Source organism: Psychrobacter sp. TB55-MNA-CIBAN-0194 (assembly GCF_040309505.1).
GTDB classification, from domain to species: Bacteria; Pseudomonadota; Gammaproteobacteria; order Pseudomonadales; family Moraxellaceae; genus Psychrobacter; species Psychrobacter fozii.
Genome location: NZ_JBEOOW010000009.1, coordinates 34,465 through 49,791, shown reverse-complemented (window position 1 = coordinate 49,791; position 15,327 = coordinate 34,465). Strand labels below are relative to the sequence as shown.

Genomic DNA, 15,327 nt, shown 5'->3' with positions numbered 1-15,327 from the left:
ATGTTAAAAATAACAAATATAGCTAGCAAAAAAATGCTCTACATTACTGGTCAGTTTGTATATTGACTCGATTATGACTAGAAAAGGATCGATAATTGTGCTAAAAACGAATCTGATAAAGCATATTGATACATTTATAGAACAAAGGAAGATTATTCAGCAATATTTCCATCGTTTCTATATAATGTAGAAATATCATAAAGTTGTCGACTATTTTGATTTGAACTATCTCTATTTAGATAACAATTCAAACGGTTAGTGAGGAAGTGCTTTACATGATACAAAAAGAGCCCTACTTTAATTAGTGATAATGAAAGTTGTATGGTTCACCTAAAAAGCTTATTTTCTGGCTCATTTTTTTAAGTTTATTAATAAAAAAGTGCGTATAGTAACTCATGTTGACAGCATGTTTGATAGGCCGATACTGACAGATAGTAGGTTCGCTGTCATAACATCATGGTAATGCAAATTTAGCTGTTCGTATCAATCCGATAATAAGTGATATGACACGTTTAAATAACAGTTAAATTTTTGTATTGATCGATAGAATTACGAACAAATAGTCGTTTATAGGACAGTGATAATGGAAAATGATTTTAATGGTTTGAAAGTAATGGTTATTGATGATTCAAAAACCATTCGCCGTACCGCAGAAACCTTACTTCAAAAAGCGGGCTGCGAAGTCGTGACTGCTATTGACGGCTTTGATGCTTTAGCAAAGATTGTTGATAACAACCCAGACATTATTTTTGTCGATATTATGATGCCACGTTTAGATGGTTATCAGACTTGTGCTCTGATAAAAAACAACCCTGACTATGCTAACAAACCAGTCATTATGCTGTCTTCAAAAGATGGCTTATTTGATAAAGCACGTGGTCGTATTGTTGGTTCTGATGAGTATCTGACAAAGCCGTTTAGTAAAGACGAGCTGTTTGAGGCAATCAACCAGTACCGCTAATACGGCAAATGTCATTGCTAGTAGTAAAGTATGTACATCTGCAAATATAAAGTTTCGTTTAGGCTTATTGTTGGTATGATTTATGCATGTTTTTGTAGGTTGGGTTACAAAGTCAAAATACTTAACATGAGTGACAATTAATAATAATTGCTCAATATTTCACAACAACTGCTAAAAAAGTGATTTTGCCACTTATCTCTGGCAAATGATTTTTACTCTAGTTGTCTCAATAATATAACAACATATCCTCTTGGATATTTTCGAAAATAAAGGAAATTCCCATGACTACCGTTTTAGTCATTGACGACTCGCCATCTGAGATGGCGAAATTTCGCGATATGCTTGCTAGACATAACTTTCAAGTATTAGAGGCGACAAATGGTGAGCAAGGCTGTCAAATGGCAGTTGATCACTTACCAGATGTCATCTTGATGGATGTAGTGATGCCTGAGATGAATGGCTTCCAAGCCACTCGAAAAATTACTCGTGGTAAAACGACTGCTCATATCCCTGTGATTATGATCAGTACTAAAAATCAAGAAACAGATAGAGTTTGGGGAAAGCGTCAAGGCGCTAAAGAGTATATCGCCAAACCAGTTGATGAAAATAGCTTGGTTAATATCATTCGCAAAGTAATGGAGTAGCTTGTGGCTTCCAAAGGGTTTATTGAGCTTCTGCGTTTAGCAGATTTGGCACGCGCGCGCAAAAGTGGTCGCCGCGGTGGACAAGAGTATGATTGGCAAGGTGTGGTGTTTGAGATTGGTGGACAGCGTTTGGTTGCGCCAATGGGTCAGGTATCAGAAGTATTAGCCATGCCAGAGTATACCAGCTTGCCTTTAGTAAAACCTTGGATGCTGGGCATCGCTAATATTCGTGGACGTCTACTACCAATAACTGATTTGTCTCGGTTTCTACAGGTTCCTAGTGGCTTAACGCAAATGAGCCAACGTAAAGTCATTGTCATTGATCATGACAATCTCTTTTCAGGACTGGTAGTAGACCAAGTTATTGGTATCGAACAATTTACACATGACCAGTACCGTGCAGAGGCAATTGAGTCTAGTTCGCCTTTTGCACCTTATAATCATGGTAAGTTCTTTAAAAATGAACAAGACTGGTATGTCTTTATGCCCAGTTTACTCGCACAAGACTTACAATATACCGATGCTGCAATATAGCTATCGATAACAGATATCTGACTGTTAGGACTATGATCAAGTAATAGCACACGACACAGTTAGATATCAGCATTCACACAGGCTTTGTTAATCACTGTTGTTTTATAACAATAAGATTGTCAAAGTCAGTCACGATAAGACTTTGATGATTGTTTTAAAGGAATACGCACGATGAGTGATGTTATAAATAAACCTGTAGCTGGTACACCCAATGCAACAGCGGGTGGTGCAAACGCTAATAGTGAGTGGAAACTATTATTAGTGCTTTTTGTTTCGATAAGTGTGGCTTGTCTGATTTGGTTGGTAAACTCCTTATCATCAGTGAGTCAGTATTTTTCTGACTTTACTCAGTCAGTTGTTTTGCCTGTCGTCGTGTTCGTGATAGGGGTGTTAGGGATAATTTTTGCTCTGTACCAATTACTTAAACATCGTGGTGGCTCGGAAAGATTACTTATCGAAAAAGAAACATTACGTCGTCGCCAAGAAGCAGAAGCAGAGTCTGAGCGCGCGCGTCAAATCCAAGAAGAAAACGAGCGTAACCAGGTTGCTATTCTGCGTTTACTTGATGAGTTGGGTGATTTGGCGGAAGGTGATTTGACGGTCAATGCAACCGTATCAGAAGATTTTACTGGCGCAATTGCTGACTCAGTAAACTTTGCAATTGACCAACTTCGTCAGTTAGTACTGGTTATTAACAACACTGCTGATCGTGTCTCGCAATCTTCAGATCAAACGCAGATGAATGCGGTTGAGCTTGCTGAGGCATCTGAACATCAAGCGCAAGAAATTGCTGGTGTGTCAGCGGCCATTAATGAGATGACAATCTCAATTGACCAAGTTTCAAATAACGCCTCGGAATCTGCGACCGTTGCTCAGCGCTCAGTTGCCATTGCTTATAATGGGGCAGAAGTTGTACAGCGCTCTATTGAAGGTATGAACGTTATTCGTGATCAGATTCAAGAGACGTCAAAACGTATCAAACGTCTCGGTGAATCTTCGCAAGAGATTGGTGATATCGTTAGTTTGATTAATGACATTGCTGACCAAACCAACGTTTTGGCATTGAACGCCGCTATTCAGGCATCGATGGCTGGTGAAGCAGGTCGAGGCTTTGCGGTTGTTGCTGATGAGGTACAGCGTCTTGCTGAGCGTTCAGCTAATGCAACCAAACAGATTGAAACATTGGTAAAAACCATTCAGGCAGATACCAACGAAGCTGTTGTGTCGATGGAATCGACAACCTCTGAAGTTGTGCGCGGTGCCCGGTTAGCAAAAGATGCTGGTGAAGCACTAGAAGAAGTCCAGAGCGTTTCTAACACGTTGGCTGATTTGATTCAAAACATCTCAAATGCTGCAATACAGCAGGCTGAGTCTGCTGGGCATATCTCTCATACCATGAATATCATTCAAGATATTACTTCACAAACCTCCTCTGGTACGATGGCAACTGCACGATCTATTGGTGAGCTGAGTGAAATGGCTGCAGCACTACAAGAATCAGTAACAGGCTTTAAAGTACTAAGTGATGATGAGTTATTAGATAACGAGCAAGCATTATCAGAAAATGTATGATGATAAGTTTGAACACTATAAGTTGAGCCTTAGAGGCTTTACAGTATTTTTATTAATATGTTAATTATATTGCTATGTAGATAATAATGGTTTGCAGCAGCAATTATAGCGGGTGACATGAATAAATTTATTCAGCTAGACAGCCATGCTAACAAGCACATTAAGCCAATACTAGTTGAGGCCTCTTCGCAGAACAATAGCTTTGATGTGCAGCAATGGCGACGATACATAGAACAAGAAATAGGTTTTGTTCTACCCGATGTTCAATTGCAGTGGTTGATTAATGCGATTGACCATACGGCATCGTCGTATGGATTGACCCCTAAAAATTTATGGCATCGGTTGCCAAAAAACAACGAGATGCGTCAACAGCTATTAGATAACGTACTGATTCACGAAAGTCGTTTTTTTCGTTATATACCTTCTATTAATTTTGTCACAGAGTGTGCAGCGCAACATCAGCGACTCCGGTTAGCTGCTACCAATACTGATAATAGTGCTGAACGTAATTTTGATGAGTTATTTCGCATTTGGAGTGTTGGCTGTGCAAGTGGACAAGAAGTTTGGTCCTTAGCGATGAGCTTAATATCAAAGCAATTAAAAAATTATACGATATTGGGTACAGACATTAGCCATCGAGCTATCAAAAGAGCACAGTTAGGACATTATGATCAGCGGCAGAAATCTTTAATTCCAGACATCTGCCAGCAATTTATACAGCCATTGTGTGCTAATAGTGCAATTAGAAAACCAAGTTTTTGCGATTCAACAATAACGAAAGAAATGATCGCAAGTAATCAAGCACATTGGCAAATAGCACCGAGCTTGAAACAGTATGTTAGCTTTGCTTTACATAATATTATTGAACAAAAGCCACCCACTTCGCATCTCCAAAATGTCATTATTTGCCAAAATATGTTGCTGTACTTTCGTAAATTTGATCAACGCGATATTTTAGCAAGGCTATCAGAGCAGTGTGCATTAGGTGGTTATATTATATTGGCTCCAGGTGAGGCGTTGTTTTGGCGTCCTTCGAATATGCGCCGTATTGCGCACCCACAGGTTAATGTGTGGCAAAAAATAAATGCCTAAATTAGTGCTTAGACGAGTTAGGATAACCCTATGAAAAACCAGCCCAATGACATCGTGACGCTCGAGTGGTTATTGCCACTTTTGAATCAGCAACTATTACAGATAGCTGATGGCTGGCAATTAGGTGATGAAAGCACTGATTACGAGCAGATGGTGCAGAACTACCATCAAGTGGGCGGCGCGCTGACGATGATTCGCTTGCCTCTGCTAGCAGATCTTGCCAATAAACTGAGTTTATTGGTAGAAGCAAGTGGTCACGATAGTATTTCTATCAATAACAGCCATATCGGTCAGTTTGCTCATAGATTGTTAGAACGTGAGCTGAATCAATATGTGCGTACCACTAGCCACAACACGACGCTGATTAATAATGCTGCTAGTGACCTTACACAAGCACTATCAGAGCTAGGCATAGCGACAGAGTCCCTAGAAATGCTTGCAGCTAGCCAGAATGAAGGCTTAGGCAGTCATACTACCGATGACAATATCATTGATAATATTAAAGTGGTATTTCCAGAAAGTAGAATAACCACAAATCTAGAAAATCATCATTACCAACAGTTATTACTGGTTTGGCGACAGCAAGTACAAGAATTATTGGTGGCCAATACCAATGAATCTCCTTTATTAAAAGTATTAGGCAGAGTTAGTCAATATTTATGGCAAACCTCTCAGCATGAAGATGAGCAACGTCTTTGGTATCTAACAGACTTATGGCTCAACGATCTTGTAAATAATGAGACACCACTACCTGAAAACTATGCTCCACTATTGGGTCAGTTGGATCAAGTGATAGAATTTTATGCGGAGCAAACCGAACTCTCGTCGAACGCTATTAGAAGCTTGATTATCAGAGTATATATCGAATTAAGCAATCTTACACAAAATAGCAAAAGCACTCAGTCCATACTAAATAATTTGCCGCACAGTGCGGTTACTGTATCGCGTTTTTTACCGCGAATACTCAATGAGCTTGAAACACTTATTTTTAATCTGGATAACCCAGACACAATTTTAGACCCTCTACAAAAAATACAGCATCAACTCGAGAGTCGAGGTTGGATATATTATGTCGCACAAGTAGAGTCTATTCTGGTAAATCTAGAGCACGCACTGTCATCCGAAACAGGGTTTGCACAAGAGCAATGGCAAATCGAGCGTCAGCTTCAAGAGCTATATAATGCGCTCTATAATACAGAACAGACGATATCTCTAAAAATCGGAGATGCCGCCACTTTTATCACTATACCTGATGATATCGATACACAAGCTGAAAATAATCAGGTTGTGAATACTACCGATGGTAACTTGCGTGAGCTTCGCATTGCAGTAGAAGATGTCAAGCAAAGCTTTCATGAATATGTACAACGTCAAGATATTCATTTGCTGCCTACGGCTACTGATTTTTCTAAGATTGGTGATGCTTTTATTGATATGGGTTTGCCAGAAATTCGTGAAACCATCAATGCGCTATCCAACGTGTTTACACAGTTGGCAGCTCATGAAGTTGCAACGCTTAGTTGGGACGTCACTCAGGCATTGGCTGAGGGATTGACATCTATTGAGCTACTACTAGACTATCTTGCGCAGCAGGTTTTTGATCAAAAGTTATTGACTCAGGCATATGAGTACACTCTTAAAGCCACAGGTCTGCTTAATGACTATATTGCCGCACCAAGTACCGTCAAAGAGACTTTTCTTACTCGAAAGCAAGCCGCAACTAATGTAATTCGTTACGATGATAATGGTGAGTTGGCTCCTACTAATGCTCAGTCTATTCATGCTGAATCTTTGACTGATACCAGTGTTGATGATGTTCTTTTGCAAGAGAAAGGTGGTGTCGAGAGTAATAGTCTAGAGAGTGAGTTATTAACGAAAGCTCGCACGCAAGTTCAGCCCGATAACTTCGAGATGGATGCGGATATTCGTGACATCTTCATTGAAGAGGCGATTGAAGTCATCGCTGATTTAGACGACTTTCTACCTATTTGGCAGCAGGATGCACAAGATTTAACACCACTAACTGAAGTGCGTAGGGGTTTCCATACTTTAAAAGGCTCAGGCCGTATGGTAGGTGCTTTTAGTATCAGTGAGATGGCTTGGTCAATCGAAAAATTGCTCAATCGTCTTTTAGATAAGACACTGCCTGTCACTGATAATGTTGTAGATTTAGTCATTGAAACAGCAAAAAAATTGCCTGCGTTGGTCACAGATTTTGAAGCGCAGCAATTACCAAGTTTGGATCCTGCCATTACGGTTCTACAGAGCCATAATTTAATGGCGCAGCAACCCATGAATGCTGGGTTAAGCATGTCTGAGCCTGTTGAAGCCGAGTTGAGAGTTACTCTCGATACGATTTGTGACTCTCAAACGACAGATGATAAAGATGAAAGCAAACATATAGCTGCTTCATTATCTGATATCGAGATTCCTGCAGTACTCGTACCATTCATGCAAGCCCCACATCAGCTCGCAGCTGATGCTAACGATGCAGACCCTGATATTAAAGAGATATTTATAGAAGAAGCCAATGAAGTGCTGGCTGAAATTGTACCTCTATATGAAAATTGGCGCCTATCACAAAGTGACTTAAGCGGATTGACAGATATTCGTCGCGGTTTCCATACCTTAAAAGGCTCAGGCCGCATGGTAGGTGCCAATTATACTGCTGAGCTGGCTTGGGCAATAGAAAACATGCTCAATCGAATCTTAGATAATAGTATTGCCATTTCAGCAGATATGAGTCAGCTTATTGCAGATGTGTTAGCTGCTTATCCTTCAATGCTAATCGTGTTTGAAAATGACAGTCAAGATTACCCAACGACGCTACCACTTTGGATTGCTTGCGCCAATGCTTATAGTAAGCAGCATGGTGATGAGTTCAGCTATTCTGCTTTACATCAGAATGACATAGTATCTAATGGGTCCGATCTTGAAAGTACTCAAGCATCACTGTTGTCGTCTGAGCTAGGCGAGGCCAATCTTGTCCATGATAATGGCAACAAAGAAATTGATGCTACGCTGCAAACGATTAACTCTGTTAATGAAATGATAGCAGAAGCATCTATTATCATCGTGCCTCAAAGCGATGAAGAGAAAGAGTTTTTTGAGATTTTTATCGACGAAGCAGAAGAGTTATTACAGGAAATAGACCAATTCGTCGATGAGCATCAAGATGAGCCTCATATTGAAGTCACGGATGATATTGTACGTGCATTCCATACTCTGAGAGGTGCTTCTGGTTCTAGTGCTCTTGCGGCTATTAGTGAAGTAAGTGCGACCATAGAGCATAGTTTAGAGCTGCTACAGCAAAAAGATAAAGCCATGAATGCTCAGCATTTAGAGGCATTAGCAAAGTCATCTACGCTCATGGATGGTTATTTGAACAGTTACAAGCAAAACGTTCAACCAAAAAACATGTTATTAGAAGACGTACAAAGCCAACAAGATCTAGCCTCATTACAGGCGATGCTTGGTAAACAACATGTCGCTAGTGATACTGAGTTGATGTCTGATAATAAACCGACGATAGAGCAGTTATTAGATGATAATATTGATGAATTGTTAGATGCTCAGTGGGAGTTGGATGATGCGCTGAACCAAGCTGAAACAGCTAATATTCAAAAATATATAGATCAGCAAGTCTCACAAATAAAATATTTAACCAATAAAGCACAACCATTTCCCAAGTTCATCTCAATTCTTGATGAGTTGGGTAATACTTATAGCTATCTAAACGATAATCCTGAAAAAGCAAGAGATAAAGACATTCAAGCTATTTTGCATACTGGTCATGCTCAGTTGGTTGGTTTGTTTGATGCACTAGCGGGTAGTACCTCATTGAAGGTAGATCAGAAAGTTCTGGCTAATCTACAAAGTATCTACCATGCGGATAACGGCAGTGAAGATGAGGATGTTTTCGCGGTTCGAGCCATTTCGTCATCTGATCTAGAGCTTGAGTCTATCGATACTGATGCTGAGCTATTAGAAATATTTTTAGAAGAAGCGCAAGAGCTAGATGCTGCGTTAGATGAGAGCTTTAACAAGTGGCGAGCAGATATTAGCAATGTCAATGCTCTAAAAGTTTTGCAACGTCATCTGCACACTATTAAAGGTGGGGCACGGATGGCGGGCATTCGCAGTATTGGTGATCTGACCCACGAAGCTGAAAGTGTTTATGAAGCATTTGTAGAAAACAGACGAGTACCGACAGCTCAATGGCTCGAAATTATGCAAATGGTGCAGGACACAATGTCATTGCAAGTCATGCATATCGTGAGCTATAAAAAATCATTTTTTGCATCAGAGCTTATTGAGCAGTTACAACAGCTTCTAAAAGCACGAGTCTTGCCAGAAATGGTAGAGTTAATCATACCTGTACCAAAAAATCATTTTGAACCTGAGGCGCAAAGTAAGGTTGTCAGCAGTACGCATAGTAAAGATGATGTACTAGATAGCTCAAGCTTAGATAGAATGATTAAACAGTCATGGGCTAATGGTTTACCAGACCCTGATATATTAGCGGTATTTTTAGAAGAAGCAGAAGCCCTTACCAATCGCAATAAGTATCTGCAATTATTTTTAGAAAACACGGACAATAGAACAGCATTACAAGCGTTACAGCGTGACTTGCATACTATCAAAGGTGGTGCACGAATGGTTACTGCTACTGGTATTGCAGATTTGTCTCATGAGATGGAGTCTGTCTATCAAGACTTTATAGACAACCGCCGCCCTGCCACCAAAAAAGTATTGGAATTACTAGTTGCCAGCCATGATTGGCTAGCTGATGCGGTGTCTATTCTTAGACATCATGTCAATCCGCCAACGCCTGCGTTACTCATTGAGGCATTGCAGCAATTTAGCAAAAATCCTGATAGTTTAAAGCAAGCACCTAAAGAGTCTCTACAGTCTCAACGTGAAGCAATCTTGATCGCTAAAGAAAATCGAGATTCACAATATTTGGCAAAAGATATTAGTGAAATGCCATCTATGATCCTCAGTACAAGCGAAGAAGATCAGAGTGCCAGCAACAGTGAAATGATTCGTATCTCAGGTGGTTTGATTGAGCATATGATTAACTTGTCTGGTGAGTCAGCCATTAACCGTGCTCGTATCGATATGGGCATGAGTAGCTTGACTAACAGCATTGAAGATATGGGCATTACGGTGCAGCGATTGGCTGATCAGTTACGCCGAATGGAAATCGAACTTGAAGCACAAATTTTATCTCAAATAGATGATGAGTTGATTCAAAACGAAGACTTTGACCCTCTTGAGATGGATCAGTATTCTTCCTTAAATCAATTATCGAAATCTTTGACAGAATCAGCTTCGGATTTAATTGATATTAATCATACGTTATTAGAAAAGACACGCGATAGCGAAAGTCTGCTATTGCAATTATCACGGACACAAACTGAACTACAAGACGGTCTTATGAACTCGCGTATGGTGCCATTTACGCATCTGACACCACGTCTCGAACGTATTGTACGCCAAACTGCGAATGAGCTTAATAAATCTGTTGAGCTAACGATTATTAATGCTGATGATGAGATGGATAGAACCATCCTCGAGCGTATGACTTCACCACTTGAGCATATGCTACGTAATGCTGTCGATCATGGTATCGAAAATACCTCGACACGTCTCAGAGCAGGTAAGGAACGTAGTGGGCATATTACTCTCGAAGTCAGTCGAGAAGGCGGTGAAATTGTCATTCAGTTAACGGATGATGGTCGCGGAATCGACGTAGAAGCCGTTCGTAACAAAGCTATTTCTCAAGGGCTCATTGATGCTGGTGATACCAGTCTAACCGACCTTGATATCATGCAATACATCTTTAATGCTGGATTAAGTACCAGCAAACAAGTCACGCAGATTTCTGGACGCGGCGTAGGCATGGATGTAGTGATTAGTGAGATCCGTCAGTTAGGCGGTTCTGTGTCAGTTGTCTCAGAGCTCGGTAAAGGGTCTCGTTTTACGATGCGCCTACCGCTTACGGTTGCTGTATCTGATGCTTTGGTTGTGCGTGCAGCGGATCGTTATTATGCGATACCACTGGTACAGATTGAGCGCGTGGTTCGCGTTAATCCAGAAAAACTGTACGACTACTACCAATCTGGTGATTCAACGTTAAATTTTGAAGATGTTGACTATCGGGTACGCTACTTGAATGAGATTTTGTCGGGCAATAAGCTGAACGAGTTGGTTGTCAATACCAATACAAGTTTACCACTCATTATTATTAAGAACCGTACTGGACAGAATATCGCGTTGCAAGTTGATCAGATTGCAGGATCACGTATTGAGGTAGTCGTAAAACCTTTAGGGCAACAACTATCACATCTATCAGGTATCTCAGCTGCTACTATTATGGGTGATGGCTCGGTGATGTTAATTTTGGATCTAATCGCTTTAATGCGAAATGCACAGATGACTCAAAATATACCGCAACCTATCGACTTTAAACGAAGCGGTTTAGAGGCTAAGTCTACTATCTTAGTAGTCGATGACTCAGTCACCGTACGCAAAGTAACGTCACGCTTCTTAGAACGTCAAGGATTCAATGTAGCGCTTGCGAAAGATGGTGTTGATGCGATTGAGATATTACAAGATATGATACCAGACATGATATTGTTAGATATTGAGATGCCACGCATGGATGGTTTCGAGGTGGCTACCCAAGTCAGATATAGCAAGCGCTTACAGCATATTCCAATTATTATGATTACTTCGCGTACTGGTGAAAAGCATCGCGAGCGTGCACTAGAGATTGGTGTGAATGATTACATGGGTAAGCCTTTCCAAGAACAAGTACTGCTCAATAAAATCCAGCACATACTGGGTCAGAGGGTCAGTCTAACTCATGAAGGATAATACAGGTGTTTTGGCACTGAGGAATAAAAAAAAGAATGATATTAAGGTGATGGTCGTGGCAGAAGACCATCATCAGCGTATGGCATTTTCGGATACTGTCCGCAGCTGTGGTTTTACTCTAGTTGGGTGTATGTCACGGGCGCAGTTGCAAGCAAAAACTGTACTCTCTGATGTGGTCATTGATATCTGGCTGATAGATAGTGACTACGATGATAATATTGTGACTGCAACGACCGTCTCTAAACCTGCTGCAGTACTGGTGGGCTTTAGTCAGGCACCTTATCTCAATGAAGCCACGCAGTATGCAAAATGGCAGCGTAAGCTAAAACGTAAGCTTGCACAAATGCTTGAACTACCTATGCTAATAGATGCGCCAGTTCATAAGCATGATAGTACTGATACCGATTGGCACTATGTGGTTTTTTTGGGTGCCTCTATGGGTGGTCCAAGTGCGATCAAAGAATTTTTAGACAATTTGTCAGCCTCGCTGCCAGTTTGTATCTTATTGGCACATCATTTTAATGTAACCATGATAGATACCTTACCACGCATTCTAAATCGTCATAACGATTGGCAATGTCAGGTCATTACTTCTTCGCAGCGTTTGCGAGCCGGTCAGTGTCTCATAGCACCTATTGATAAACAGATTGTCTGTGACTCGACAGGTCGAGTCATACTGTTAGAGCAAGCTTGGGAAGGTGAGTATAAACCTGCCATCGGTCAAATCCTGAAGAACACCAGTGACGTTTATGGTAGTGATCTTATTAACATCATATTTTCAGGTATGGGTAATGATGGGTCTCAATATCTTGATCTCATTCAAGATAATAATAGTCAACTTTGGGTGCAAGACCCTAGTATGAGTGCTTGTCCTAGTCAGCCTCAGGCCATTATCGATTCAGGATATTGTGGTTTTATTGGTAGTCCGACAGATTTGGCACAAAAACTGACAGACTATATTGGCGAAAGGGCAGTCAAAGCCTCTTCACCCTAACTTATTGTGAGTGATGTATGAAACAAATTTTGAAACATTCGTTTGAAGCTGTGAGCTTGTTGACCACTACCAACGGGATGCTCGACGTTACTATTGTTCCTGCATTCAACCAGCCTGATTGGTTGATTCCAAGTAGTCTGATTTTGAGTGTGGATGAGCATGATCAACATACATCAATTTATGATTGGCAGGATCAAGAAGTTTCTGTGTTTCATTTGCTACCACAAGATAAGGCAGTAGATAAAATAATCGTACTAGAAGGTAATACCTCAGAGCATCGCTTAGCGTTGCAAACGGCAGGTGAGCTACACCAATTACAAGTACGTATTTCAGATGTCAAAGATATAGAAGTACCTGAAAATTTCGATAAAACAAACATCAACGAAACAGCAGTACCCTTTAATGAAAACGTTATGCTATCCTACCTTTTTCAGACCGTTATGATTGAGGACAAAGTCTATTTAGTACCAGACTTAGACAAAATTGCTCATCAGTTGGTTGATGTAAGCAGCTAGATTCGCTTCTATTTTTTATTCATTTACTATGAATTGAATGTTTAAATCATCTCAATGGCTTTTGAATGCTAAATGAGTAGCTGTTTTTATCTATATTGCTGATGACAGATAACTAGTAATGAAGGTGATAGGGTAGCTCATGAGTAATACGAATTCAAAGTGGTCAGTCAGTAGTCGAATTTTTCACTGGATCAGTGCAGTTTTATTATTGATTACGTGGATAATGATGCTGTTAAATAATAATCTTGATAGTAATATTTATATTGGGCTGCACAAAGCTTTTGGCGTTAGTTTATTGTTTTGGATGATAGCACGAGTGATTAATCGTGTATTTACTAAAGCACCACCACCTATATCGATGCCAAAATGGCAGTTATTATTGTCTCACTTGTCGCATTTTGGACTATATGCTTTGCTGATAGCAATGCCAACGGTTGGTTTGCTGATGACGGTCTATGGTGGTCGACCTGTTGATATTTTTGGCTTGTTCCAAATCCCTGTATTTGTCACGCCAGACAGAACTTTGGCTCGTTTCTATAACAACCTGCATACGGACGTTATCTGGCAAGCTATTATTGCCTTTACGGCTGTTCATATTAGCGCGGCTTTGTATCATCAGTTTGTCAAAAAAGACAATCTGATAGCACGTATGAAGTAGTCCGTTGTAAAATAGCTGTGTGTTAAAAAAATTCTGTGTGTTATCAAAAGTAATGTCATGACTTAAACTAAAAAAAGCCCTCAGTAATAATACTGAGGGCTTTTTTGAAATCCAGCATAAAAGCATCAATTGAAACTCTCTGCTGTTATATATCGCTTCAATTTAAAAGTAGTACAAAGCAATCGAGTGAAGATATATATTAAATACTTCAAGCGAGGTTGACGCAGTAATACTTTCATAGTGGAATGACGATAACTTTACTTTTTGTGCTCAGGCAAGCTGATATTCATCTCTAGTACGTCTAGGCTATCTTCAGAACGATGATTGATATTGACATCATCAATCTGCACGCCATTGACATACTTATTGACCACTTCTAAAATTTCACGCTTCATCTTTTCGATACGATCAGCAGTGAGACGGTTATTTAAGCGATTTTCACTAGCGACAATAACCTTAAGGCGTTCAGTCGCCAAATTAGCGCTACCTGCTGTGCCATTGCTGTCATCAGTACCAAATAGGCTACTCCAAAATCCTTTTTTCTTAGTCATCATTAACCCCCAAACCAGCGCTGTAATAAACTTTTCTTCTTCACGTCAAGATGACGGAGTGGACGCTCTTCACCCAAGAAACGGGCGACAATATCATCATAACACTGACCAGCAACCGAGTCGGTATAATGGATGACAGGCTCGCCATGGTTAGATGCTTCAAGCACAGCATGGCTCTCAGGAACAACACCAAGCAAAGGTACTTTCAGAATATCATTAGAAATCGTGTCGATATCCATCATTTCATTAGCCGCTGCACGTTCAGGGTTATAACGAGTAATAATCAAGTGCTCACGTACAGAGCCTTGGTTTTCTTCAACCTTTTTGGTCTGACTTTGCAAAATACCAATAATACGATCTGAGTCACGTACTGAAGAAATCTCAGGGTTTGTGACGATGATCGCTTCATCAGCATGATACATAGCCAACTGAGCACCGCGTTCGATACCAGCAGGTGAATCGCAAATAATATAGTCAAACTGTTTAGACAGCTCAGCCATGATCTCTGCCACACCTTCATCTGTCAGCGCGTCTTTGTCACGCGTTTGACTGGCAGGTAGGATGAACAAGTTTTCAAGCTGTTTGTCTTTAACCAGCGCTTGCGATAAACGTGCATTGCCGTTAATAACGTCAACAAAGTCATAAACAATTCGGTTCTCACAACCCATGATCAAGTCTAGATTACGTAGACCCACATCAAAATCGATAACGACTGTTTTATAGCCACGCAATGCTAAACCAGCGGCAAAAGAGGCACTTGTCGTGGTTTTGCCCACACCGCCTTTACCTGAAGTGATTACAACTATCTTCGCCACAATGGCACACTCCTATGAATCAATGGGATATCTTTATATAAATAGCGCAATTATATATTACATTTATAGCATATATGCACTACCTGCGAAGCTAGCCTAGCATAAATAA

The 15,327-nt window shown here is 40.4% G+C and carries 10 protein-coding genes and 1 pseudogene; 9 read left to right on the top strand and 2 right to left on the bottom strand.

Annotated elements, in window-relative coordinates; all coding sequences use genetic code 11:
* Nucleotides 1-583 precede the first annotated feature (583 nt).
* The 9 genes and pseudogenes from pilG (at nucleotide 584) to AAEY75_RS11190 (ending at nucleotide 13,852) form a co-directional block, all read left to right on the top strand.
* Complete coding sequence (gene pilG / locus AAEY75_RS11230; RefSeq protein WP_110924035.1) at nucleotides 584-961, top strand: twitching motility response regulator PilG; 378 nt, start codon at nucleotides 584-586, stop codon at nucleotides 959-961.
* 281 nt (nucleotides 962-1,242) lie between these two features.
* Nucleotides 1,243-1,605, top strand: coding sequence for a response regulator (locus AAEY75_RS11225; RefSeq protein ID WP_110924034.1), 363 nt, complete (start codon nucleotides 1,243-1,245; stop codon nucleotides 1,603-1,605).
* 3 nt (nucleotides 1,606-1,608) lie between these two features.
* The gene (locus AAEY75_RS11220; protein ID WP_110924033.1) at nucleotides 1,609-2,139 is read left to right on the top strand and encodes a chemotaxis protein CheW; all 531 of its coding nucleotides are present in this window, start codon (nucleotides 1,609-1,611) and stop codon (nucleotides 2,137-2,139) included.
* A gap of 525 nt (nucleotides 2,140-2,664) precedes the next feature.
* A pseudogene (locus AAEY75_RS11215) lies at nucleotides 2,665-3,711 on the top strand (methyl-accepting chemotaxis protein); the annotation flags it as partial.
* Nucleotides 3,712-3,828: 117 nt separating this feature from the next.
* Entirely contained in the window at nucleotides 3,829-4,803 is a 975-nt protein-coding gene (locus AAEY75_RS11210; protein WP_197218208.1) for a CheR family methyltransferase, read from the top strand.
* 30 nt (nucleotides 4,804-4,833) lie between these two features.
* Complete coding sequence (locus AAEY75_RS11205) at nucleotides 4,834-11,685, top strand: Hpt domain-containing protein (RefSeq protein ID WP_352259609.1); 6,852 nt, start codon at nucleotides 4,834-4,836, stop codon at nucleotides 11,683-11,685.
* On the top strand, nucleotides 11,675-12,679 hold the full coding sequence (locus AAEY75_RS11200) for a chemotaxis protein CheB (RefSeq protein ID WP_197102165.1): 1,005 nt from the start codon (nucleotides 11,675-11,677) through the stop codon (nucleotides 12,677-12,679). Before AAEY75_RS11205 ends, AAEY75_RS11200 begins: the two co-directional genes overlap by 11 nt.
* A 17-nt stretch (nucleotides 12,680-12,696) precedes the next feature.
* A complete protein-coding gene (locus AAEY75_RS11195) occupies nucleotides 12,697-13,194 on the top strand; it encodes a hypothetical protein (RefSeq protein WP_110924028.1) in 498 nt (165 codons plus the stop codon).
* Nucleotides 13,195-13,333: 139 nt separating this feature from the next.
* Entirely contained in the window at nucleotides 13,334-13,852 is a 519-nt protein-coding gene (locus tag AAEY75_RS11190) for a cytochrome b (protein ID WP_197102163.1), read from the top strand.
* Between the two features lie 257 nt (nucleotides 13,853-14,109).
* On the opposite strand, the gene minE is transcribed toward AAEY75_RS11190, so the two are convergent.
* Nucleotides 14,110-14,403, bottom strand: a complete 294-nt coding sequence (minE, locus tag AAEY75_RS11185; protein WP_110924026.1) for a cell division topological specificity factor MinE — start codon at nucleotides 14,401-14,403, stop codon at nucleotides 14,110-14,112.
* 2 nt (nucleotides 14,404-14,405) lie between these two features.
* On the bottom strand, nucleotides 14,406-15,218 hold the full coding sequence (gene minD, locus AAEY75_RS11180; RefSeq protein WP_110924025.1) for a septum site-determining protein MinD: 813 nt from the start codon (nucleotides 15,216-15,218) through the stop codon (nucleotides 14,406-14,408).
* Between the last annotated feature and the right edge of the window lie 109 nt (nucleotides 15,219-15,327).

Excerpts from the sequence above, each read along its gene's own strand:
- pilG (WP_110924035.1), top strand. The coding sequence starts at position 584 with ATGGAAAATGATTTTAATGGTTTGAAAGTAATGGTTATTGATGATTCA.
- AAEY75_RS11225 (WP_110924034.1), top strand. The coding sequence starts at position 1,243 with ATGACTACCGTTTTAGTCATTGACGACTCGCCATCTGAGATGGCGAAA.
- AAEY75_RS11210 (WP_197218208.1), top strand. The coding sequence starts at position 3,829 with ATGAATAAATTTATTCAGCTAGACAGCCATGCTAACAAGCACATTAAG.
- AAEY75_RS11205 (WP_352259609.1), top strand. The coding sequence starts at position 4,834 with ATGAAAAACCAGCCCAATGACATCGTGACGCTCGAGTGGTTATTGCCA.
- AAEY75_RS11200 (WP_197102165.1), top strand. The coding sequence starts at position 11,675 with ATGAAGGATAATACAGGTGTTTTGGCACTGAGGAATAAAAAAAAGAAT.
- AAEY75_RS11195 (WP_110924028.1), top strand. The coding sequence starts at position 12,697 with ATGAAACAAATTTTGAAACATTCGTTTGAAGCTGTGAGCTTGTTGACC.
- AAEY75_RS11190 (WP_197102163.1), top strand. The coding sequence starts at position 13,334 with ATGAGTAATACGAATTCAAAGTGGTCAGTCAGTAGTCGAATTTTTCAC.
- minE (WP_110924026.1), bottom strand. The coding sequence starts at position 14,403 with ATGACTAAGAAAAAAGGATTTTGGAGTAGCCTATTTGGTACTGATGAC.